Source organism: Mesorhizobium sp. M0663 (assembly GCF_040320585.1).
Lineage (GTDB): Bacteria > Pseudomonadota > Alphaproteobacteria > Rhizobiales > Rhizobiaceae > Mesorhizobium.
Window position 1 is genome coordinate 67,644 of the sequence record NZ_JAMYPX010000008.1, and the last position, 20,409, is coordinate 88,052.

Here is a 20,409-nt window from a genome sequence, read left to right on the forward strand (position 1 = left end):
ACTGATGGGATATCACTGAACATAGGGGTCCGGCGTGGACCAGATTGTCAACCTGCCAAAGACGGAATCCGCTTCCGCCATCGAGACGGCGCTCGGGCTCGACCACCAGGGCCTGAAGACAAAACGCCGTCGCGGTTGGCTTTACGCAGTGTTCGCACTGCTTGCCGTCGCCGCGAGTGTCGTCGGCTACCAGTGGTATGCGGGCTCGCCCGCCAAGATCGAGTATACCACGACACTGGCCGCCATGGCCGACCTTACCGTCGCGGTTTCGGCTACCGGCACGCTGCAGCCTCTCACCCAGGTCGATATTTCCAGCGAACTCTCCGGCGTCGTCCGCTCGGTTTCGGTCAACGAGAACCAGCTGGTGAAGAAGGGCGATGTGCTGGCCGCGCTCGACACCGCCAAGCTGGAGGTGCAGATCGAGCGCGCCCAGGCCTCGGCCAAGGCGGCGACGGCGAGCGTCGAGGACGCCACCGTGACCGTGGCCGAAAACGAAAAGGCGCTGGTGCGCGCGGCACAATTGACCAAGCGCGGCATGGCGACGGACCAGTCGCTTGAAGCGGCAATCGCCACCCGCGACCGCTCGAAGGCGGCGCTTGATATCGCCAAAGCCAACCTCGCCATGGCCAATGCCGATCTCAAGGCGCAGCAGACGGATCTTGCCAAGAGTACCATCTACGCTCCGATCGACGGCATCATACTGACGCGCTCGGTCGACCCCGGCCAGACGGTCGCCTCCTCGCTGCAGGCGCCGGTGCTGTTCGTCATCGCCGCGGATTTGAAGAACATGGAATTGAAGGCTGCGGTCGACGAGGCCGATATCGGCGCCGTCAAACCCGGCCAGCATGCGCGCTTCACCGTTGACGCGTTCCCCGAACGGCCATTCGACGCCGAAATCCGCGACATTTCCTATGCCTCGGTCACCACCGACGGTGTCGTTACCTATGATGCAAGACTCGACGTCGACAATAGCGAGCTCCTGTTGCGGCCCGGCATGACAGCCACCGTCTCGGTCGTCACCAAGCAGGCCAGGAACGTGCTCACCGTGCCATCGATCGCCTTCCGCTACCGGCCGGCGCAGACGGCGGAGCGCGGCTGGAGCCTCACCGACCTGTTCACCGGCCGCATGGGGCGCCCGGGCGGCAACCGCCAGCGGCAGGCGGCGACGAAGCCCATCAACGGCTCGCGCACGCTTTACGTGCTGGAGAATGGCCGGCCGCATCCGGTCAACGTCAGGGTCGGCTCGACAGATGGCGAACTGACCGAGATCGTTTCCGGCCTGGAGGAAGGCGCGCAAGTCATTACCGCCTCGCAGCAGCGGAGCTGATCGTGGCATCGGGCGCGACCCTCATCGGCTTCGACAAGGTCTGGAAAAGCTATGGCCAGGGCGAGGCACGGGTGCATGCGCTGGCCGGCGTCGACCTCGCCATCAGACGCGGCGAATTCGTCGCCATCATGGGTCCGTCGGGCTCAGGCAAATCGACGGCCATGAACATCATTGGCTGCCTCGACACGCCGACGGCCGGGACCTACAGCTTTCAGGGCATCGATGCCGGCCGCCTCGACCGCAACCGCCGCGCCGTGCTGCGCAACCTCTATGTCGGCTTCGTCTTCCAGGGCTATAATCTCTTGCCGCGCACCACGGCGGCGGAGAATGTCGAACTGCCGCTGATCTATCGCGGCGTTGGTGCCCGCGAGCGCCGCGGCCTGGCCATGCAGGCGCTTGCCGAGGTCGGCCTTGTCGGCCGCGAGCATCATACACCGGCCGAGCTCTCCGGCGGCCAGCAGCAGCGCGTGGCGATCGCCCGCGCCATCGTCACCAGGCCGACGCTGCTCGTCGCCGACGAGCCGACCGGCAATCTCGACACCGCCCGCACGCACGAGATCATGGAACTCCTGACGCAGCTGAACAGCGAGCTCGGCCTGACCATCGCCATGGTCACGCACGAAGCCGATGTTGCCGGCTATGCCCAGCGCACGATCCGTTTCCTCGATGGCCATGTTGCCTTGGACACAGCCAATCTCGAGATGGCCTAGCCATGATCTGGGAAACCGTTCGCCTCTCGCTCCGCTCCATCCGCCGCAACGTGCTGCGCTCGTTCCTGACGCTGCTCGGCATCGTCATCGGTGTTGCCGCCGTGATCGCCATGCTGACCATCGGCTCGGGGACCACCGAGAAGGTCAAGTCCGACATTTCCAAGCTCGGCAGCAATCTGCTTGTCATCCGTTCCGGCCGTCCGGCCGGGCCTGGCGGCCCGGGAGGGCTCGACCAGGTGGTCCGGCCTCTTGCCTACAAGGATCTCACCGCGCTTGTCGCGCATCTGAACGGCGCGCGCGCTATCGCGCCGGCGTCGCAAAAGCAGGTGCGCGTCATTTTTGGCACCGAAAGCCTGACCTCGGGCGTCACCGGCACCGACAGCGCCTATCTCGATGCCCGCGACTGGAAGCTGGTTTCGGGCCGCCCGTTCAGCGATTCGGAAACCCGCTCGGGGACCGGCGTCTGCCTCATCGGCGAGACGGTGCGCCAGCAGTTCTTCGGCGCCGGCGACCCCGAAGGCGAGATCATCCGCGTCAACCGCACCTCCTGCAAGATCATCGGCTTGCTCGAACCGAAGGGCTATACCGGTTTCGGCCAGGACCAGGACAATGTCGTGCTGATGCCGCTCGCCGCCTATCAGCGTCGCATTGCCGGCAATCGCGACATCGACTCGATCTATGTCGCCGCCGACGACCGTACGCCAACCACAGTGCTGCAGCAGCGCGTCGAGGACATCTTGCGCGACACACGCCGCATCCCGCCCGACCGCGACGATGATTTCTCGATCCGCGACATGACCCAGATCGCCGATGCCATGGCCAGCGCGACCACCACCATGACTGGCATGCTCGGCGCCGTCGCCGGCGTCAGCCTGCTCGTCGGCGGCATCGGCATTATGAACATCATGCTGGTGTCGGTAACCGAACGCACGCGCGAGATCGGCATCAGGCTCGCCATCGGCGCCCATGAAAAGCATATCCTCATCCAGTTTCTGGTCGAGGCAACCGTGCTGTCGCTGCTTGGCGGCATCATCGGCATCCTGATCGGCCTGGCGCTGGCCGGCCTCGCCTCGGTGACGCTGACGATCCCGTTTGCGCCAAGCCCGGCGGTCATCCTGCTTGCGGTCGGCTTCTCCGCGCTGATCGGCATGGTGTTCGGCTTCTTCCCGGCGCTGCGCGGCGCGCGGCTTAACCCGATCGACGCGCTGAGGCATGAATAGGCATTTCAGCAAGTGTCGCCTCCAGACGCTGCCAATTTTTTATGCAACCTGCCCTTGTCGCAGCACATTCTGCAATGATAACAATGCTGTTGGGGACTAAGGGGGGAACAATGGATGAGCAAGAAAGCGCGACTGGCTCTGGCGATTGTGATCGTCGAAGCCGCCTTGGCAGGGCTTTGGTGGAATTTGATCCTTTATGGGATGGACAATCCCGATCGCGTCACCGCTGACTTCCAGCAGGTAATTGGGCAGACGATGGGAACGGCGATGGGCGCGCTCCTGGGTCTCGGCGTGCTGTTGTATTTTGTTGCCGCCCGCAACGACCGCAAGGCCATTGAAGGTAGGCTACGACGTTAGAGTTGGAAACCTTGCTCGCTCGCAAAGTGCCATTCGATCAGCGGTCTCATATGCGGCATCAGCCCGTCCGGCAGGTCGGCTGCATTGCGGATGATTACGGGGCCTTCGATTTCAGGCTCTGACTCGGCCGCGACGAAAGCGCTGATCCGCTGTGCCAGGTCGTCGGCGGAGGCCGTCTCGCGGTAGCGGCGAAAGATCACCGTGCCGCTTGCCGTCGACAGGGCGTAATGGCGCCTGCCGCGTGTCGCGCCTGACAGGTCGAGACCGGTCTCTTCGCGCACCTCGCGGATCATGTTGAAGTCGACGTCGACAAGGCCGTCGCGGAAATCGGTTGGCTCGAACGAACCGGCGGCGAAGTAGATGCGGCCGGCATTGACCGTATGCGGCGCCATGCGGATCGCCACAAGCGCATTGTCGCCGGCGACCAGCATGGCATGGGCGTAGGCATGTTCGGCGCCAGGCACCTGTCGATTGCTGCGCCAAAGCATGAAGGTCGAATAACGCACCGCATGGCAACGGCCGACTAGGCGATTGTCGCGATAGCTGAGAGCGGAAAGCAGCACCACGGTGCCGTCGAAAAGCGCCGGCTTGGCCGCGGTCTCACGCCGCCAGTTCTCGGCGATCGCGTCGGCATGATCGCGCTCGAACGGATGCGGGCCGGAATCGAGCCTGACGTCGATGGCATCGACCGGCAGGATGACGTTGCGCGGCAGATCGAAACTCACGCCTGTCTCACACCATGTCGAGGGCAATTGCTACCGGGCAATGGTCGGATGCCTTCGGCCGGTCCCACCCGGCACGTGGGAAGCGCTCGACCTCCTGGCCCGCTGGAAATATGGTGCGCCAAGGCTGGCCGTTGCGGATGATATCGGGAACCGCGGTGGCGTTCTGCCTGGCCAGCGCGCTCGACAAAAGGATGTAGTCGAGCTGGCAGAGATGCCGCTCTTCCGGTCCGCGTGTGTGATAGAAAGTCCAGCGGTCCATTTCCGGCCGCCGCTCGACCGCGTTTTCACAAAAGCCGCCGGCAGTGAGCACATCGATGCAGGACCGGCTCTCGTCGATGACCTCGAAACGGTAGCCGTCGACGGCATCGCCGGTAATCTTCACGCGCTGCCGGTAGTCGTTCATATCGCCGCAGATTGCCCAGCGCTTGTCGGCGGCATGGTCCTTGCCGAAGCGCTCCTCGATGATCCGGCGCACTGCTTGAGCTTCGGCGATGCGCAGCGGCATTGTCGCTTCACGGCCGTCGAGGCCGTTGCGGGGCGAGCCCATCGACTTGAAATGCACGAGGTAGAGCGTCAACGGCGCGCCAGCCACCGTCAGATCGATTTCCAGGCAGTCGCGCCGGAAGATGCGCTCATTGGCCTGATACCCAAGCGCTGCCAATTCCGGCGTGTGCAGGCCGAATTGCTCGAACGTGACATAGGCGTAGCTGGTCATGCGCACGAATTCGATCGGCTGGCCCTGCGCGGTCTCGTTGCGCATCATCACGGCGACGTCGATGCCGCGCGAATCATTGCCGGCGGTGGTGTATTTCTGCCGGTAGCCTTGCCCCACCATCTTGAACAGATAGCCATATTCGAAGGCCCTCAGCGCCTCGATATTGTCGACCTCCTGCATGCAGATGATGTCGGCGCGGGTGGCCGCGATCGCCAGCGCCGTCAACTGCCGCGTGTCGTCGGATTGGGCGATGGCCCGCGCCTGCTCGAGCATCTTGTATTCGGCCTCGCTCTGAATGTCGAAAAGCGCCAGCGTGCGATCTTCGTTGAGCTGATTGCGGTATCCGGAATAATCAAACCTGTTCATCAGGTTTTCGACGTTGAAGGTGGCAAGGCGCAGCGACATGGCTTTGACCTTTGCCCGCAAGCGCGCCCGAAAACAAGGGCGCAGAAACCAGGCGGCTCTGATTGATCGCGCGCTCGCCATGGTTGACGGAACCTTTTTGTTCATCTTCCGTTCAGATGGAAAGTTCCATCAATAGGCCCTTCCCCGGGGTATTCTGGGCGTGGGGCCTGAATCTTCGGAGAGTGCGATGAAACCGCTCTTTTTATCTTCTGTCAGATCCGGGCTGATGGCCCTCGGTCTGATCGCCGGCCTCTCGGCCCCTTCGCTTGCCGGGCCGATGCCCAAACCCCTGCTGCCGGTGGCGGGCAATGCCGCCGACATCGTGCAAATTCGTGAAGATTGGGCAGGCGGCAATGACAGGCAGATCTGGCGTTGGCGCAATCACGGCGTTCGGCAATGGCACGGCGGCAATGATTGGAGATGGCGGTCCAACAATTTCCGCGGCCGTCATTTCTCGAGACACTGGGACAATGGCGGCTGGGACGACAGCTGGCGTTGGCGCCATCACCGCCGCCATTACCGCGGCGGTTACTACGATGATGGTGCCGGCGCCGCGATTCTTGGGCTGGGCCTGGGGTTTGGCCTCGGCAGCCTATACAACAATTACAACTACTACGATGCGCCCGCACCGCGGCGCTACTACCGGACACAGCGGCTTTCCAGCGCGCATGTCCAATGGTGCTACAATCGCTACCGGTCGTACCGCGCCTGGGACAACACGTTCCAGCCCTATAACGGGCCGCGCCAGCAATGCTACTCGCCCTATAGCTGAGCAGGCCGGTAATAATATCGTCTGGCGCCGCGCGTTGCGGCGCCGATTTTTTCTTACGGCCAGCAACCGCGAAAAATCGCCAGCCTCCACTGGTGATAACGCTATTTTTATCAGGCAGGTCTAATAATCCTCCCGATCAGAACGCCCGAGACGCGAAGATGGCTGGATTGCGTGCGATGGCCGAGGACGAACAGAGGGACAAACACCGGCAGCGCGTCTTGAAGGGCGCGGCGATCCTGACCGGCATGACCAACTCCGAGGTCACATGCACACTGCGCAACATGCATGCCGGCGGTGCCGAATTGAAGGTCTCGATCGACGCGCGCGTCCCCGATGAGTTCCTGCTCTATGTTCCGACCGACGGCATTGCCTACAAGGCGGTGGTCCGCTGGCGCCGCGAGGACCGAATTGGGGTGATGTTCACCGGCACCGAACCAAAGCCCAGCTGGCACTACGGCTGAGATCCCGGCGCTATCCGGGTGGCAGGACTTGCAGTGTCTGCTCGTCAAACAGCGGCTCATCCTGGCCGACGCGAACGAATAGAAGCTTCCGCAGTTCGGGTGATTGCACCTCGAAATACTGAATGCCGTCCGGGGCTTCGCCCCATTCGCCGCACGGCGGTTCGCCGACCTCGTCAGGGTTGGCGACGGTCTTCAATTCCTCACGATAGGCGGCATCGGGACTGAAAACATACCGGAGGATGCGCGCGGGCGTCGCCCCTTCGGTGTAAGGCATGAGCACGCAACGTGTGCCGATGGCTTTCTCGGTCTTCTGCGTAAAAATGCGCTGCAACGCAGCATCGGCGGCCTCGCCAGGCAGCATATCGAAGACTTCGACGACGGGATCGGCCGGCCCGCCGTCGCTGTATTTGATGGCAAGAGCATTGCCGCCAAGCTCGAAATGAATCCGGCGAAAACCGAAATCGCAGCGCTGCACCCAGGCAGCCAGCCCGACATCCTTGTCCGCCAGCCGTTCCCAAGCGCATTTGTCGACAGGCGGACGCGACGGCTTGCTTTGGTCGGCACGAGCGCCGGTTGCCATGGCCATAAGGACCGGCAGGGCGAAGATGCAGGCCGGCAGTCTCTTGCTATTCATCGCTACAACCCGTCAAGCTAAAGGCGTCCCAGGCTGAACCGTCGGGATTGGCTTTGGCGAAATCGGGCCATTCGGTAAAAATCGCGCCGAAGTCAGGCAACAGCAACCCTGCCGGTGCCGGCGAGGCTTCGCGGGAACTCAACTGCTCGGCACCGCCTGCATTGAACGCATAGACCTGCCCATCCCACACTCTGCACAGCCCGGTGCCGTCCTCGAGACCAGCCTCACGATCGTCGTCGGTGCAGGTGTGCCGGATCGTGCCGACAGGAAACGAGTACTTGCCATTGGTCCAGGTAATGTCCGACGGCAGACGAATGTCGGTGTTGGGCACGATCAACGAAAAGACCTCGGTCGTCAGCGCGGCCGGCTCATTGTTGGTTGGCCGGAACTGTATCGTCGCTCCCGAACGCGGCTCGCGATAGGTCGCATGGCTGAGCGAACATTCTGTTGCGTTCGCTGCTTGCAACAGGCTCAGCATGCTCAGAAAAATAGCTGCTGCTTTGTGGATGATCATTTAAGTCCCTTGGAGCAGCATCATTGTGAAGTCTGAGCATCGATGCTTTAGCATGGCCCAAGGCCACGTCGAAAAGAAGAATCGATCATGCGAAATCTCTTGATGCTCATTTCGATCCTAGCATTTTCGTGCGGCCACGCCTTCGCCGCGGAACAGTATGTGGGCATATGGTCCGGGAACAGATCGAACTGTACCGCCGTTGCGGATGTTCAACGCCAGACTGTCTACACATTATACCGCGACGCGCTGTCGGTCCCTGCTCTCGGCTGCGAACACGCAACGTTCCTCAAGACGCCCACGGGCTGGGTGGCGCGGGCCAGCCAATGTTACGGATCCGACCCGTCGGCCGAAGAGCCGTTCTCCCGTGTCATCCATATTGTGGTCGACGGGGCGACGTTGAGACTGACATGGCCGGGCTTCGACAGCGGAGTTCTTGTCAGGTGCTGACGACAAGTGTCCTCTTCCTCTGGATCTACAGCGTCTAGGACGGCAGCTTCAGCATTAGATCACCCCGACAAGCAGCGCGGCTCCACCTATCAAGCCAACGGCGCAGACCCACAGGAGCCAAAGCCCGCTCACCCTGCATTCGAGAACCGCTGCAACTGGGTTGTCGGGATCGTAGTGGACCTCAACCTTGTCGCCCTGGAGGTAGCGCTGCGATTGACCGCTGACGAGCCTCGGCAGCGAAGCCGTCACGTTTGCGCCGAAAGCGATGCGATCGGCGGCGTAGCGCTGGCCGGCGACGCTATAGCTGTAGACGATGCGGGATTTGAAGACTGTTCGCCAGGGCCGATAGCCGCCTCCGGACCTGTCGCGGGTCTCGAATTTCTGCAGGCCCGAGGCGTCGATGCGTCCTGCCGTGATGGGCCATTTGGCCGCCTGTTCCGCAAGTGACTTCTGGGCAAAGCCCATGCGCAGGACAAATAATCCCATGAAAAGCAGCAGGGCCGCGGCGCCGAGGTTCTGCGGCTTGGGCAAAAACGGCCGGACCGCTTCGAGGACGCCGCCGACGGAGAAGACCAATACAAGCGCGCCGACCACCAGCCCGGCCGAAAGCTGGACCATGAACTTGAAGGAGCCGTCGGGCATGGTGCGTTCGATCACGGCCTTGGCTGGATCGGCCGGATTGTAGAAGACGGTTACGCCGGCCCCGTTTGGAAATTTCGCAAGGGTTTCCGCCACGGCAAAGTTTCCAAGGTTCTCCTGCACGCTGTAGTGCGAACTGCGAAATGTCTTGCCGTTCACTTTGTATTCGAAGGTGATTGCCGGGAAGTTGCGGATTTCGGTCGACCCTCTGCTGTCCGAACCGGATCCCGAACTGGTCACCTCGCGAGCCTCGACCCGCGACGAGATGATCTTTCCCGGCGTAGGAGACCAGTGGCTGACCACCCTCACCTCCCACCACTTCAGCAAGGTGACGAGGGAGAGCATGCCGGCAACCGCGCAGGCAAACCCGACCAACAGAAATTTGAGTTCCAACTCTCACCCCCTTTGGCACTTTTGTGCCATGCCCCGCACAGGCATATCACGGTGATGAGGATAGTGCGCCTGTGCAGAAGCCTGGAAACCACACAATCTTGATGCGAAAAGGCCGGCGGATCGCTCCGCCGGCCTTTCTTGATTGGCAATGAAATTGCGATCAGTTCTTGGCCTTGTCGACCAGCTTGTTCATGGAAATTCCCACGCGCCCGCAGGGCGAAGCCCGAGGACGGGTAACGAAACGAACGTGGATTTCCTTCAGTTCTTGGCCTTATCAACCAGCTTGTTCTTCGAGATCCACGGCATCATCGCGCGCAGCTTGGCGCCGACTTCCTCGATCTGGTGGCTGTCGTTGTTGCGGCGGATGCCCTTGAAGCGCGACATGCCGGCGCGGTATTCCTGCATCCATTCCGAGGTGAACTTGCCGGTCTGGATATCCTTCAGCACGCGCTTCATCTCGGCCTTGGTCTCGGCAGTGATGATGCGCGGGCCCGAGACATATTCGCCCCATTCGGCGGTGTTCGAGATCGAGTAGTTCATGTTGGCGATGCCGCCTTCGTAGATCAGGTCGACGATCAATTTGACCTCGTGCAGGCACTCGAAATAGGCCATTTCCGGCGCGTAGCCGGCTTCCACCAGTGTCTCGAAGCCGGCGCGGATCAATTCGACCAGGCCGCCGCACAGCACCACCTGCTCGCCGAACAGGTCGGTCTCGCACTCCTCGCGGAAATTGGTCTCGATAATGCCCGAGCGGCCGCCGCCAACGCCGCAGGCGTAGGAGAGCGCCAGGTCGAGCGCATTGCCCGAAGCGTCCTGGTTGACCGCGACCAGGCACGGCACGCCACCGCCCTTCTGGTATTCGCCGCGCACCGTATGGCCAGGCCCCTTCGGCGCGATCATCACGACGTCGACCGAAGCTTTGGGCTCGATCAGGCCAAAATGCACGTTGAGGCCGTGGGCGAAGGCGATTGCCGCGCCATCGCGGATGTTTGGCGCGATCTCGGATTTGTAGATGTCGGCCTGCAGCTCATCCGGCGTCGCCATCATCATCAGGTCGGCCCATTTGGCGGCATCGGCTACGCTCATCACCTTGAGCCCGTCGGCCTCGACCTTCTTGGCGGTCGCCGAGCCGGCCTTGAGGCCGATGGCGATGTCCTTGACGCCGGAATCCTTGAGGTTGAGCGCATGCGCCCTTCCCTGGCTGCCATAGCCGATGATAGCGACCTTCTTGCCCTTGATCAGGTTGAGATCGGCGTCGCGATCGTAATAGACACGCATTTTTCTTCCTTCCCGTTTTGAACCAGAGCATGATGCCGAAAAGTGTGAAGCGGTTTTCGGACGACATCATGCTCCATCTTTTAGTGTAGAGCCGGATTCAGATTTCAGGTCGATTTGACCTGAAATCATCCGGCTCTATGGGCCCTGCGGCCCGGTTTTTGCCCCGAAAAGAGCGAGAAACTGCTGCGTCGCCCGGACGGCGTCGCCGCCGATCGCCACATCAGTCAATTCCAGCCGGTCGCCAAGCAGCAAGCGGATCTGCACGTCACGGGCGACCAGCCCGAAAAAGGTGCGGAACGCCGTCTCCGCGTCCGAAAATTCAAGGAACCCGGCCTGTCTCCCGGCCTCCAGCACCGGCTTGAGGCGCTTGGCCAGTGCGAAGCGGCCGTTCTCCAGCACGATGGCGCCGAGATCGTCCTTCCCCGAACTAGCATGGCCGACCGCCACCCTGTTCAGCGCGATCGAGGTGTCGCTCGAAATTACCTTGAGCCAGTCCGAAGCGAAGCGTTCGAGGCTCGCCGTCAGCGAAGGGAGGTCGAGCCCCTTGCGGTCGACCGGCACTATCCGCACCTTGGACGCCTGCCATTGTACCGTTGCCGTCAACAGCCCGTCGCGATCGCCGAACCATTTGTAGAGCGTCTCCTTCGAGCAGCTCGCCCGCCGCGCCACGGCGGTCATGGTCAACTGATCGCCCTCTTCGACCAGCAGGCGAAGGGCGGCGTCGAGCACGTCCTTCTGCCGCTCCGTCAGCGCCTCGCTGGTGTCGATGTCGGTCACAGCGTGCAACACAGTTTTTCCTCAGGAGGCAAACTCACCCGCAGTTCAGATACGAGCTCGATGGCGTACCGTACGTTACGGTTCGGATTTATGGCGTATTGCCCGACCCGACGCAAGCCTTTATTTCTGTTTGCTCCATGCGGGGCATCACGGGAGACACGGATCATGCTCGCCGGATTGCTTGCCTTGACCGTTGCCGCAGTGTTCGCTGGCGCGGCTATCTACGTCAGCGTCGCCGAGCAGCCGGCGCGGCTTCGCCTCGATGACAAGGCATTGCTGCAGGAATGGCAGCCTTCCTACAAGCGCGGCGCCGCCATGCAGGCCTCGATCGCCGTCATCGCCTGTATTCTGGGCCTCGTCGCCTGGTGGCTGACCGGCAATCTCGCTTATCTGGTCGGTGCCTTGCTGATCATCCTGCCTTGGCCATGGACGCTGCTGGTGATGATGCCGGCAAATAGGTTGCTGGAGGCGATGGACGCGAACTCCGTCAATCCTGAAGCTCGGACATTGATCGCCAAATGGGGCAATCTGCATCTGGTCCGCGTCGGGCTTGGCGTTCTGGCGACGTTGGCATTCCTCTTGGGCAGTGCCTGACCTCGCCAATCGGTGCCATCTTCGTCATGAAGGCGTGTCACTCCAGGGCGGGCGGATCTCGCAGGCGCCCAAGCAGAGCTGACAGCGCGTCGAGCTCATCATTGGAAAGCCGGGAGCCGACCAACTCCGCGATCGACCGGCCGTAGACAGCCCACATGCGGCGGCGCGTCTCGCGTCCCTTGTCTGTGACGCGGACTGTTTGCCCGCGGCCGTCATCGGCAACTGGAAGCTTCTCGACCTGCCCGTCGGCTTCGAGCCGCGCCAGCAGCCGGGAGATGTTGTACTGCGCAAACAGGGTGCGCTCGGTGAGTTGGAACGGCCGCAATCCGCCCTCGCCCGCCTCGGCAAGCTCATGCAGGACGTCGTACCAGGCAAGCGGCGGCAGGCCACTGTCCTTCAGCGCGTCCTCGGCTCGTTCCAACAACTGGCGCGAAACCCGCATCAGGCGGGCCCAGGCCTTGATGGCTGGAGGTGAAGGAATCCCGGTCATGATTGCATCGTAGGTGATAGATGCAATTGCATCAAGCTTGACGATCGATGCAAATGCATCTATATAGATGCAATCGCATCAATCATGAGAGGCAATTCCGATGAAGCATGAAATCTGCAAGATCGCCGACATTCCGGAAACAGGCAGCCTGATCGCTCCGTTCTTCGGCCGCGAGGTCCATGTCTACCGCAGCGGCGAGCGTATCCGCGCCGCCGCCAACGTCTGCCTGCATTTCGGTGGCCCGCTCGACTGCAAGGACGGCAAGCTCGTCTGCCAGTGGCACGGCGCCTCGTTCGACATGGCGAACGGTGATCGCCTCGAAGGCCCGGCGCGGAAGGGCTCCCGCCTGATGTTTCTCTCCACCCGCGTCGAGGACGGTGCCTTGAACTATGTCTGGGGGGAGTGAGATGACCGACAAGCTCACTCTCGTCAGCCATCATCTTTGCCCCTATGTGCAGCGCGCGGCGATTTCACTTCGCGAAAAGGGCGTGCCGTTCGAACGCATCACGGTCGATCTCGCCAACAAGCCTGCCTGGTTCAAGGCGATATCACCGCTCGGCAAGGTGCCGCTGCTCCGCGTTGAGCATGACGGCCAGGAAACGGTGATCTTCGAATCGCTCGTCATCCTCGAATTCCTCGAGGAAACCCAGCCCAATCCGCTGCATCCCACCGACCCCTATGCCCGTGCCCGGCATCGCGCCTGGATCGAGTTCGGCTCAGCAATCCTCAATGCCATCGGCCGCTTCTATTCAGCACTCACCGAAGCCGCCTTCATCGCCGAACGCGGGGCTCTGGCAGCAATGTTCGATCGCCTGGAAGTGGAACTGGCGAACGGCGCGGCTGGACCATGCTTCGACCGCGAGCGTTTTTCACTGGTCGACGCGGTCTACGGGCCGATTTTCCGTTATTTCGAGGTCTTTGACCGGATCGGCGATTTCGGCATCCTGGACGGAAAACCGCATATCCAGGCCTGGCGCAAGGCATTGCACGAACGCCCATCCGTAAAGGACGCGGTCGCTCCCGATCATGCGCAACGCCTCCATGCATTCTTGCAGGCTAAGGGTTCGCACCTTTCGGAAATCATCCGCCAAAACGATCCGGCCACAGCGCTTCCGCAAGCCCGATCGGCTTGAATGGATTGAGCACCGTTCCTGTAACCATGGAAGCAAGAAACTGCGGCGCCGGCGGGACTTTTGCCAGCGTCGCCACCAGCCTGTCGCGGACGAACGGCATCACAATTGAATCCGATTGATAAAACGGCGTCAGCACCAGCGACAGCGCCTGGAAGACCCGCACATGCCATCGCCGCGCCCCGACATAGGCCCCCAGCGCGGTATCGATACGGTCCGTTCCTATGAGCGCGTAGTTGAGCGCAGCTGCATCGAGCAGCGCCATGTTCGCGCCCTGCCCGAGTTGCGGGCTTGTCGAATGGGCCGCGTCGCCGATAACGGCCAATCGCCGTCCGGCTGGCGTCTTCATCGTGTGATGGCCATAGCGCGCCAGCGAAAGCTGGTCGAAACTGTCGATCTGGTCGGTGAATGCCGCGCATGCAGGCCACAGCCCGGCCAATCTCGCCTTCCATGCATCGAGACCTGCCGCCCATACGCACTCGGCATCCGCCGGCTTCAGGCTCCAGAAGAATGCCGCCATCTTCCCGGCACCGGGCTCAGGCCGGCCGATCGGCAGCACGCCGATCATCACGCTCGCTTTGTCGTAGCGCTGCAGCAGGGCGTGCTCGTCGAAACCCTCGCCGCGCCAGCCGAGCGATGCCCAGAACGCGCCATAGGCGAGCGATCGCGGTTCGCCCGGATTGGTTACGCACCGCCGCAGTTTGGAGCGCGAACCGCTGGCATCCACTACCAGGTCGAACGACCCTATCCGTCGTCCGTTGCCGCAGATCAATGTTGCCCGTTCGCCGGTTTCCAGCGTCTCGAGCTCGATACCTGTCTCGATGGTGATCGCCTGGCGCCGGGCGGCGCGGAAAAGCACGCCGAACAGAGCCGCGCGGTGCACCGCCAGCCCGAAGCGACCGCCGCGCTGGGCATCATAACGGACATCCAGCACGGTGCGGCCAGTTCTGGCGTCTGCACCATGCAGGCGGTCTATGCGGCTGCCCAGCGCCAGAATGTCGTCGAGCAGGCCGAGATCGGCAAGCACCGTCAGCCCGGTCGGCTGCAGGATCAGCCCGGACCCGACCGGCTTTGGCTGGTCGAAGCGCTCGAAGATGGTGACCCTATGTTCGGCGCGCGTGAGATAGAGCGCGGCGGCACGTCCAGCCGGCCCGGCGCCGGCAATCGCGATGTCCAGAGAATTGCCCATCTGCCCGACCCAACCCAGGCCGGACAATCCTTCAGCGCTGTCGCTAAATCAAGCCGCTGTCTCGGCCTTGAGGCTCAGCCCTCGGCAGCATCGAAAATCTTCCGCGCCTCGCGTACAGCGCCGTGATTGAGCTCGGCCCATTGGATCAGCTGATGCAAGGGTCCAAACATCGAGCGCCCGAGATCGGTGAGGCTGTATTCGACGCTCGGCGGTTTGGTCGGAAACACCTGGCGATGCACATAGCCGTCGCGCTGCAGATCGTGCAGCGTCTGGGTGAGCATGCGCTGTGAAATATCGGGCACCAGCCGCCGCAATTCGCCGAAGCGGTACGGCTTCTCGGCCAAGGCCTCCATCAGCAGTGAACTCCATTTATTGCTTATGCCCTGGATCACGTCGCGAACCGGGCAATCCGCAAGGTTTCCGCCACCGCTGCCTGCTTTGTATATCTCGAGCTTCGATCTCAGATTGACGATCTTGCCGTCCATGGCTGGTTCCCTGGATGTGCCTACCTCCCGCAAAACTGCCTTCTTTACGAGGATGGGTCAATTCCTATTTTAGTGCTGGTCTCTTTTTGAGACTAACATATGCACCCGCCGCTCCGGCGCAACGTCAGGACATCTCATGACCGACACCCTTCTCGTCACCGGCGCCTCCGGCCAGCTTGGCCGCGGCGTCATCAATCATCTGCTTGACACGCTCAAGGTCTCCCCTCAGCGCATCATCGCCGCCACCCGCAATCCGGAAAATCTGGCCGATCTGGCAGCCCGAGGCGTCACCATCCGGGCAGTCGACTTCGACGACACCGCGTCGTTGGCCAGTGCATTCACCGGCGCCGACAGGGTTCTGATCATTTCGACAAACGAGCTCGCCGTTCCGGGCAAGCGCCTGAAGCAACATGAGGCCGCGGTCGCCGCCGCAAAAAGCGCCGGCGTTTCGCATCTGCTCTACACGTCGATGCCCAATCCGGAGCCAGGATCGCCGGTACTGTTTGCGCCCGATCACCACGGCACCGAGCAGGCGATCAAGGCGAGCGGTATCCCCTACACCATCTTCCGCAACGGCTGGTATCAGGAGAACCTGTTCATGGCGCTGCCGCACGCCATCGCCTCGGGGCACTGGTACACATCCGCTGGAGACGGCCACATTGCCCATGGCGCGCGCGACGATATGGCAGCCGCGATCGCCGCCGGCCTTGCTTCGAGCGCAACCGAAAGCACGACATACACGCTGACCGGCCCCAAGGCCCACACGATGGCCGAGATTGCAGCCCTCGTCACCGAGGTCACCGGCAAGCCGATCGAAGTTATCCAGCTTTCGGATGAAGCGCTGACCGAGGGATTGAAGGCAGCCGGCGTTCCCGAAGCTTTTGCGCCTGTCATCGTTTCCTTCGACACCAACACCCGCTCCGGCCGGATCGGCATGGTGACCGACGCGGTCGAGACGCTGTCCGGCAGGAAGCCGCAGCCGCTGAAGCAATTTCTTGAAGCAAACAAGGCGGCTCTGGTGAGCTGAGCCTCACAATGGCCGTGCCCTCAAAGGGCACGGCCATCTGTTCAGATAGCCACCTGCGTCCCGATCTCGACCACCCGTCCGGTCGGGATCTGGAAATATTCCGTCGCATCGGCCGCCGTGCGCGCCAGCCCGATGAACAGCTTGTCCTGCCAGACCGGCATGCCGGAATTGGGCGAGGCCTTGAGAGAGCGCCGCGACAGGAAGAAGGACGTCGTCATGATGTCGAACTTCCAGCCCTGTTTGCGGCAGATCGCCAGCGCACGCGGGATGTTGGGCTGCTCCATGTAGCCGAAGGTCAGCGTCACCCGCATGAACAGCTCGTTGACCATTTCCATCTTGACGCGCTCGCTGTCGGGCACAACCGGCTGCGGTGCCGTCACCACCGAAAGGATGACGTTCTGCTCGTGCAGCACCTTGTAGTGCTTCAGGCTGTGCATCAGCGCGGTCGGCGCGCTCAGCGGATCGCTGGTCAGGAACACCGCGGTGCCCGACACCAGATGCGGTTTCTTCTTCAGCAGATTGCCGGCAAGGAAATCGAGCGGGATCTCGTTCCGGCGCGTCTTGTCGAACAAATAGCGGCTGCCGCGGATCCAGGTCCACATAGTCATCACGATAACTGCGGCGATGGCAAGCGATGCCCAGCCACCTTCAAACACCTTGACTATGTTGGCGGCAAAGAAGCCGGTATCGACGAAGGCGAACACGGCCATCAAGGCGATCGCGACGCCGAGCGGCCATTTCCAGATGCGCGTCATCACAACAAAAAGCAGCACATTCGTCACCAGCATGTTGCCGGTCACCGAAATACCGTAGGCCGAGGCCAGGCGGCTGGATTCGCCGAAGCCGACCACCAGCAACATCACCACCAGCGCCAGCATCAGGTTGATGCGCGGCAGATAGATCTGGCCCGACTGTTTTTCCGACGTATGCTGGATAACGAAACGCGGCAGCATATTGAGCTGCACCGCCTGTCTGGTCAGCGAAAAAGCGCCGGAGATCACCGCCTGGCTGGCGATGACGGTCGCCGCCGTCGCCAGCACGACCATCGGAATAAGCGTCCAGCCCTGGTTCATCTCGAAGAATGGATGACCGACAACGCCGCCATTTGCCAGCACGAAGGCGCCTTGCCCGACATAGTTGAGCAACAGACAAGGGAACACGATTGCCAGCCAGGCGAGTACGATCGGCTTGCGGCCGAAATGGCCGAGGTCGGCATAGAGCGCCTCGGCGCCGGTGACGGCGAGGAAGACCGCACCAACCGTGACGAAGGCGACATCGGGCGAGTTGACCAGGAACGACACGATGTAATGCGGGCTGATCGCCAGCAGGATTTCCGGATCGGCGATGATGTGGTTAATGCCGGAAAGGCCGATGGCCAGGAACCACAGCGCCGTGACGGGCCCGAACACCAAACCTACGCCGCCGGTGCCGAATCGCTGTACCGCAAACAGGATCGCCAGGATGGCCAGTGTCAGCGGCACCACATAGGGCTGGAATGTCGGCGTGACGACATTCATACCTTCGACCGCCGATAGCACCGAGATCGCCGGCGTAATGACTGCGTCGCCGAAAAAAAGCGCCGCGCCGACGATGCCGATGCCGAGGATCACCGCCGAGCGCGTCGGGAAACTGTTGCGCGCCAGCGCCATCAGCGACAGCACCCCGCCCTCGCCTCGATTGTCGGCGCGGAGCACGAACATGATGTATTTGATGGTGACGGTGATCGTCAGCGACCAGATGATCAGCGACAACACGCCGAGGATGTCGCCACGGTTGGCGACGTTGCCACCGGCCGATGCATGCAACGCCTCGCGAAATGCATAGATCGGGCTGGTACCGATATCGCCGTAAACCACGCCGAGCGCGCCCAGCATCAGCACCTTGGTGCTGTGCTGCTCAACCTCAGAATGGCTGGATTGTTCGACAGGTTCTGCCTCGTTACCAGCATTGGTAAGGGCCATGGACGACACTCCGGTAAGCGGGCGGTGCTCTACGCTTGCTGCGCTGCAATATCAAGTGCCGTCACGTAATGGCTCCGTCCCGATATTGCGAGTCCTCCACGACTTGGCAGACTCAGTCCGATCGACAGACCACCTGGAATGTCGCAACGGACACGTTTTTAAATAGCCACCTGCGTCCCGATCTCGACTACCCGTCCGGTCGGGATCTGGAAATACTCCGTCGCATCGGCCGCCGTGCGCGCCAGCCCGATGAACAGCTTGTCCTGCCAGACCGGCATGCCGGAATTGGGCGAGGCCTTGAGAGAGCGCCGCGACAGGAAGAACGATGTCGTCATGATGTCGAACTTCCAGCCTTGCTTGCGGCAGATCGCCAGCGCGCGCGGAATGTTGGGCTGCTCCATATAGCCGAAGGTCAGCGTCACCCGCATGAACAGCTCGTTGATTTGCTCCATCTTGACGCGCTCGCTGTCGGGCACGACAGGCTGCGGTGCCGTCACCACCGAAAGGATGACGTTCTGCTCGTGCAGCACCTTGTAATGCTTCAGGCTGTGCATCAGCGCGGTCGGCGCACTCAGCGGGTCGCTGGTCAGGAACACCGCGGTGCCCGACACCAGATGCGGCTTCTTCTTCAGCAGATTGCCGGCGAGGAAATCGAGCGGGACCTCGTTCCTTCGAGTTTTTTCGAACAGGTATCTGGTGCCTCTTATCCAGGTCCACATGGTCATGACAATCACTGCGGCCACCGCCAGCGAGGACCAGCCGCCTTCGAACACCTTGACAATGTTGGCGGCAAAGAAGCCGGTATCGACGGAGGCGAACAACGCCGTCAAGGCCACTGCAACGCCGAGCGGCCATTTCCAGATGCGGGTCATGACGACAAAAAGCAGTATGTTGGTCACCAGCATGTTGCCGGTCACTGAAATGCCGTAGGCCGAGGCAAGCCTGCTGGATTCGCCGAAGCCGACCACCAGCAGCATCACCACCAGCGCCAGCAGCATGTTGACGCGTGGCAGGTAGATCTGGCCGGACTGTTTCTCCGACGTATGCTGGATCTCGAAACGCGGCAGCATGTTGAGCTGCACCGCTTGCCTGGTCAGCGAGAAAGCGCCGGAGATCACCGCCTGGCTGGCGATCACGGTCGCGGCGGTCGCCAGCACGACCATGGGAATGAGCGTCCAGCCTTCGTTCATCTCGAAAAAGGGATGACCGACAACGCCGCCATTGGCCAGCACGAAGGCCCCCTGCCCGACATAGTTGAGCAGCAAGCAAGGGAATACGATCGCCAGCCAGGCGAGTACAATGGGCTTGCGCCCGAAATGGCCGAGATCGGCATAGAGCGCCTCGGCGCCGGTAACGGCGAGAAAGACCGCGCCAACCGTGACGAAGGCGACGTCAGGCGAGTTGACCAAGAACGAAACGATGTAATGTGGGCTGATTGCCAGCAGGATTTCCGGGTCGTCGATGATATGGTTGAGGCCGGACAGTCCGATGGCCAGGAACCACACCGCGGTGACGGGCCCGAACACCAGTCCGACGCCGCCCGTGCCGAACCGTTGCACCGCGAACAGCATCGCCAGGATGACCAGCGTCAGCGGCACCACATAGGGCTGGAACGCCGGCGTGACGACGTTCATGCCTTCGACCGCCGATAGCACCGAAATTGCCGGCGTGATGACTGCGTCACCGAAAAAAAGCGCCGAGCCGACGATGCCTATGCCGAGGATCACCGCCGACCGCTTCGGGAAGCTGCCGCGTGCCAATGCCATCAACGACAGCGTGCCACCCTCGCCCCGGTTGTCGGCGCGCAGCACGAACATGATGTATTTGACGGTGACAGTGATGGTCAGCGCCCAGATGATCAGCGACAGCACCCCGAGGATGTCGCCGCGGTTGGCGACATTGCCGCCAGCCGAAGCATGCAACGCCTCACGGAACGCATAGATCGGGCTGGTGCCGATGTCGCCATAGACCACGCCGAGCGCGCCGAGCATCAGGATCTTGGTGCTGTGCTGCTCGGCCTTGGAGTGGCTGGATTGTTCGATGGGTTCCGCCTCGCTACCAGCGTTGGCAAGGGCCATGGACGACACTCCCATAGACGTGCGGCGCTCTATGCTGCGGGGATGGAAAGGACGCGCTGCCGTGCCGGGAACGCACGGCCT

General features: G+C 62.0%; 23 protein-coding genes. 11 read left to right on the forward strand and 12 right to left on the reverse strand.

The genetic code is table 11. The features are described 5' to 3' along the window. Positions 1–34: 34 nt before the first annotated feature. The 4 genes from NKI54_RS16780 (at position 35) to NKI54_RS16795 (ending at position 3,614) form a co-directional block, all read left to right on the forward strand. Complete coding sequence (locus tag NKI54_RS16780) at positions 35–1,327, forward strand: efflux RND transporter periplasmic adaptor subunit (RefSeq protein WP_352636672.1); 1,293 nt, start codon at positions 35–37, stop codon at positions 1,325–1,327. 2 nt (positions 1,328–1,329) lie between these two features. Continuing rightward, the gene (locus NKI54_RS16785) at positions 1,330–2,037 is read left to right on the forward strand and encodes an ABC transporter ATP-binding protein (protein WP_352636671.1); all 708 of its coding nucleotides are present in this window, start codon (positions 1,330–1,332) and stop codon (positions 2,035–2,037) included. Between the two features lie 2 nt (positions 2,038–2,039). After that, positions 2,040–3,257 carry an ABC transporter permease gene (locus tag NKI54_RS16790; protein WP_352636670.1) on the forward strand — a complete coding sequence of 406 codons (1,218 nt, stop codon included), beginning with the start codon at positions 2,040–2,042 and terminating at the stop codon, positions 3,255–3,257. A 114-nt stretch (positions 3,258–3,371) separates the two neighbouring features. Next, positions 3,372–3,614 carry a hypothetical protein gene (locus NKI54_RS16795; RefSeq protein ID WP_352636669.1) on the forward strand — a complete coding sequence of 81 codons (243 nt, stop codon included), beginning with the start codon at positions 3,372–3,374 and terminating at the stop codon, positions 3,612–3,614. On the opposite strand, the gene NKI54_RS16800 is transcribed toward NKI54_RS16795, so the two are convergent. Continuing rightward, positions 3,611–4,339, reverse strand: coding sequence for a hypothetical protein (locus NKI54_RS16800; RefSeq protein ID WP_352636668.1), 729 nt, complete (start codon positions 4,337–4,339; stop codon positions 3,611–3,613). The two genes, NKI54_RS16795 and NKI54_RS16800, sit on opposite strands and share 4 nt — an antisense overlap. Positions 4,340–4,346: 7 nt before the next feature. Beyond that, the gene (locus NKI54_RS16805; RefSeq protein WP_352636667.1) at positions 4,347–5,459 is read right to left on the reverse strand and encodes an endonuclease/exonuclease/phosphatase family protein; all 1,113 of its coding nucleotides are present in this window, start codon (positions 5,457–5,459) and stop codon (positions 4,347–4,349) included. Here NKI54_RS16805 and NKI54_RS16810 point away from each other — a divergent pair. From NKI54_RS16810 to NKI54_RS16820, 3 genes are all read left to right on the forward strand, one after another. Then, on the forward strand, positions 5,458–5,595 hold the full coding sequence (locus NKI54_RS16810) for a hypothetical protein (RefSeq protein WP_156937338.1): 138 nt from the start codon (positions 5,458–5,460) through the stop codon (positions 5,593–5,595). The genes NKI54_RS16805 and NKI54_RS16810 overlap by 2 nt on opposite strands. A 51-nt stretch (positions 5,596–5,646) precedes the next feature. Next, entirely contained in the window at positions 5,647–6,231 is a 585-nt protein-coding gene (locus NKI54_RS16815; protein ID WP_352589629.1) for a BA14K family protein, read from the forward strand. A gap of 176 nt (positions 6,232–6,407) precedes the next feature. Beyond that, complete coding sequence (locus tag NKI54_RS16820; RefSeq protein WP_352570507.1) at positions 6,408–6,692, forward strand: PilZ domain-containing protein; 285 nt, start codon at positions 6,408–6,410, stop codon at positions 6,690–6,692. 10 nt (positions 6,693–6,702) lie between these two features. Here the strand turns inward: NKI54_RS16820 and NKI54_RS16825 are convergent, their stop codons facing one another. The 5 genes from NKI54_RS16825 to NKI54_RS16845 form a co-directional block, all read right to left on the reverse strand. Then, positions 6,703–7,326, reverse strand: a complete 624-nt coding sequence (locus NKI54_RS16825) for a hypothetical protein (RefSeq protein WP_352636666.1) — start codon at positions 7,324–7,326, stop codon at positions 6,703–6,705. Continuing rightward, positions 7,319–7,840, reverse strand: coding sequence for a hypothetical protein (locus tag NKI54_RS16830; RefSeq protein ID WP_023676659.1), 522 nt, complete (start codon positions 7,838–7,840; stop codon positions 7,319–7,321). The genes NKI54_RS16825 and NKI54_RS16830 overlap by 8 nt, the downstream gene beginning before the upstream one ends. Positions 7,841–8,341: 501 nt before the next feature. Next, complete coding sequence (locus NKI54_RS16835) at positions 8,342–9,319, reverse strand: DUF3592 domain-containing protein (protein ID WP_023676661.1); 978 nt, start codon at positions 9,317–9,319, stop codon at positions 8,342–8,344. A 258-nt stretch (positions 9,320–9,577) separates the two neighbouring features. Next, entirely contained in the window at positions 9,578–10,597 is a 1,020-nt protein-coding gene (gene ilvC / locus NKI54_RS16840; protein ID WP_023676662.1) for a ketol-acid reductoisomerase, read from the reverse strand. A 135-nt stretch (positions 10,598–10,732) separates the two neighbouring features. After that, positions 10,733–11,386 (reverse strand): TetR/AcrR family transcriptional regulator, encoded by a 654-nt coding sequence (locus tag NKI54_RS16845; RefSeq protein ID WP_352570415.1) that lies wholly within the window; start codon positions 11,384–11,386, stop codon positions 10,733–10,735. A 153-nt stretch (positions 11,387–11,539) separates the two neighbouring features. On the opposite strand from NKI54_RS16845, the gene NKI54_RS16850 reads away from it, so the two are divergent. After that, a complete protein-coding gene (locus NKI54_RS16850) occupies positions 11,540–11,968 on the forward strand; it encodes an anthrone oxygenase family protein (RefSeq protein WP_023676664.1) in 429 nt (142 codons plus the stop codon). A gap of 37 nt (positions 11,969–12,005) precedes the next feature. Here the strand turns inward: NKI54_RS16850 and NKI54_RS16855 are convergent, their stop codons facing one another. Next, positions 12,006–12,458: a MarR family winged helix-turn-helix transcriptional regulator gene (locus NKI54_RS16855; protein ID WP_023676665.1), complete on the reverse strand. Its 453-nt coding sequence runs from the start codon at positions 12,456–12,458 to the stop codon at positions 12,006–12,008. A 100-nt stretch (positions 12,459–12,558) separates the two neighbouring features. Between NKI54_RS16855 and NKI54_RS16860 the strand changes: the two genes are divergently transcribed. Together NKI54_RS16860 and NKI54_RS16865 are read left to right on the forward strand one after the other, a co-directional pair. Further along, a complete protein-coding gene (locus NKI54_RS16860) occupies positions 12,559–12,864 on the forward strand; it encodes a Rieske (2Fe-2S) protein (RefSeq protein ID WP_352570416.1) in 306 nt (101 codons plus the stop codon). A gap of 1 nt (position 12,865) precedes the next feature. Then, complete coding sequence (locus tag NKI54_RS16865) at positions 12,866–13,591, forward strand: glutathione S-transferase family protein (RefSeq protein WP_352570418.1); 726 nt, start codon at positions 12,866–12,868, stop codon at positions 13,589–13,591. Here the strand turns inward: NKI54_RS16865 and NKI54_RS16870 are convergent. Both NKI54_RS16870 and NKI54_RS16875 read right to left on the reverse strand, forming a co-directional pair. Further along, positions 13,539–14,777, reverse strand: coding sequence for an FAD-dependent oxidoreductase (locus tag NKI54_RS16870; protein WP_352636665.1), 1,239 nt, complete (start codon positions 14,775–14,777; stop codon positions 13,539–13,541). The genes NKI54_RS16865 and NKI54_RS16870 overlap by 53 nt on opposite strands. A 74-nt stretch (positions 14,778–14,851) precedes the next feature. Beyond that, positions 14,852–15,262, reverse strand: coding sequence for a winged helix-turn-helix transcriptional regulator (locus NKI54_RS16875; RefSeq protein WP_352450047.1), 411 nt, complete (start codon positions 15,260–15,262; stop codon positions 14,852–14,854). A gap of 136 nt (positions 15,263–15,398) precedes the next feature. Between NKI54_RS16875 and NKI54_RS16880 the strand changes: the two genes are divergently transcribed. After that, positions 15,399–16,289 (forward strand): SDR family oxidoreductase, encoded by an 891-nt coding sequence (locus tag NKI54_RS16880; RefSeq protein WP_084641112.1) that lies wholly within the window; start codon positions 15,399–15,401, stop codon positions 16,287–16,289. 41 nt (positions 16,290–16,330) lie between these two features. Here NKI54_RS16880 and NKI54_RS16885 read toward each other — a convergent pair whose 3' ends face one another. Then, on the reverse strand, positions 16,331–18,250 hold the full coding sequence (locus NKI54_RS16885; protein WP_352450049.1) for a potassium transporter Kup: 1,920 nt from the start codon (positions 18,248–18,250) through the stop codon (positions 16,331–16,333). A 158-nt stretch (positions 18,251–18,408) separates the two neighbouring features. After that, positions 18,409–20,328 carry a potassium transporter Kup gene (locus tag NKI54_RS16890; protein WP_352456499.1) on the reverse strand — a complete coding sequence of 640 codons (1,920 nt, stop codon included), beginning with the start codon at positions 20,326–20,328 and terminating at the stop codon, positions 18,409–18,411. Positions 20,329–20,409: the final 81 nt, after the last annotated feature.

Bases quoted from the DNA above. Each gene is read 5' to 3' on its own strand.
- NKI54_RS16855 (WP_023676665.1), bottom strand. From the start codon at position 12,458: ATGACCGGGATTCCTTCACCTCCAGCCATCAAGGCCTGGGCCCGCCTG.
- NKI54_RS16860 (WP_352570416.1), top strand. From the start codon at position 12,559: ATGAAGCATGAAATCTGCAAGATCGCCGACATTCCGGAAACAGGCAGC.
- NKI54_RS16865 (WP_352570418.1), top strand. From the start codon at position 12,866: ATGACCGACAAGCTCACTCTCGTCAGCCATCATCTTTGCCCCTATGTG.
- NKI54_RS16795 (WP_352636669.1), top strand. From the start codon at position 3,372: ATGAGCAAGAAAGCGCGACTGGCTCTGGCGATTGTGATCGTCGAAGCC.
- NKI54_RS16890 (WP_352456499.1), bottom strand. From the start codon at position 20,328: ATGGCCCTTGCCAACGCTGGTAGCGAGGCGGAACCCATCGAACAATCC.
- ilvC (WP_023676662.1), bottom strand. From the start codon at position 10,597: ATGCGTGTCTATTACGATCGCGACGCCGATCTCAACCTGATCAAGGGC.
- NKI54_RS16790 (WP_352636670.1), top strand. From the start codon at position 2,040: ATGATCTGGGAAACCGTTCGCCTCTCGCTCCGCTCCATCCGCCGCAAC.
- NKI54_RS16830 (WP_023676659.1), bottom strand. From the start codon at position 7,840: ATGATCATCCACAAAGCAGCAGCTATTTTTCTGAGCATGCTGAGCCTG.
- NKI54_RS16820 (WP_352570507.1), top strand. From the start codon at position 6,408: ATGGCCGAGGACGAACAGAGGGACAAACACCGGCAGCGCGTCTTGAAG.
- NKI54_RS16815 (WP_352589629.1), top strand. From the start codon at position 5,647: ATGAAACCGCTCTTTTTATCTTCTGTCAGATCCGGGCTGATGGCCCTC.
- NKI54_RS16805 (WP_352636667.1), bottom strand. From the start codon at position 5,459: ATGTCGCTGCGCCTTGCCACCTTCAACGTCGAAAACCTGATGAACAGG.
- NKI54_RS16875 (WP_352450047.1), bottom strand. From the start codon at position 15,262: ATGGACGGCAAGATCGTCAATCTGAGATCGAAGCTCGAGATATACAAA.
- NKI54_RS16850 (WP_023676664.1), top strand. From the start codon at position 11,540: ATGCTCGCCGGATTGCTTGCCTTGACCGTTGCCGCAGTGTTCGCTGGC.
- NKI54_RS16885 (WP_352450049.1), bottom strand. From the start codon at position 18,250: ATGGCCCTTACCAATGCTGGTAACGAGGCAGAACCTGTCGAACAATCC.
- NKI54_RS16880 (WP_084641112.1), top strand. From the start codon at position 15,399: ATGACCGACACCCTTCTCGTCACCGGCGCCTCCGGCCAGCTTGGCCGC.
- NKI54_RS16810 (WP_156937338.1), top strand. From the start codon at position 5,458: ATGGCTTTGACCTTTGCCCGCAAGCGCGCCCGAAAACAAGGGCGCAGA.
- NKI54_RS16870 (WP_352636665.1), bottom strand. From the start codon at position 14,777: ATGGGCAATTCTCTGGACATCGCGATTGCCGGCGCCGGGCCGGCTGGA.
- NKI54_RS16825 (WP_352636666.1), bottom strand. From the start codon at position 7,326: ATGAATAGCAAGAGACTGCCGGCCTGCATCTTCGCCCTGCCGGTCCTT.